Below are 414 nucleotides of genomic sequence, written 5' to 3'. Positions count from 1 at the left end.
CCCGGAATCGGTGGGGCGACGCGGCTTGAGATGGGTGTCGCCCGCTATTCTTCGCCAGTCGGACAGCCGTATTCCTTGCCCACGGCATGCCGGTAGGAATTGAAGAGGGCGGCGCGTGCCGTCTCGTAGACGTCCTTCCCTTGGTCCAAGAGCACATCTCGGTAGGCGTCGTTGAAACTCACGGCGACGTAGAGATCGCCGGGGGAGCAGGCGGTGACGGTGCGGCCGCTTCCTTGCGTGGCCGTCTCGTCGCGTCGCACGCCCTTGGTCATGGCAGGGTCGTTGCTGACGGTCAGGGTGATCCGGGGGCCACCGGGGCCTTGGAGCATCACCTCGCAGACCCGTGTCAAGGACCCGTGGCCGGTGACACGCGCCGTGCCAGGTTCCGCCTTCCCCGTGAAGAGGGCGGCTTCT

The 414-nt window shown here is 66.7% G+C and carries 1 pseudogene; it reads right to left on the bottom strand.

Features of this window, described 5'->3' with window-relative positions:
- Positions 1-44 precede the first annotated feature (44 nt).
- Positions 45-414, bottom strand: a pseudogene (locus tag G3I78_RS51570) (hypothetical protein); the annotation flags it as partial.

The sequence above is a fragment of the Streptomyces sp. SID13726 genome (genome assembly GCF_010548375.1).
Lineage (GTDB): Bacteria > Actinomycetota > Actinomycetes > Streptomycetales > Streptomycetaceae > Streptomyces.
The sequence above is the reverse complement of the archived record's forward strand: the minus strand, read 5'-3'. Positions and strand labels throughout refer to the sequence as shown.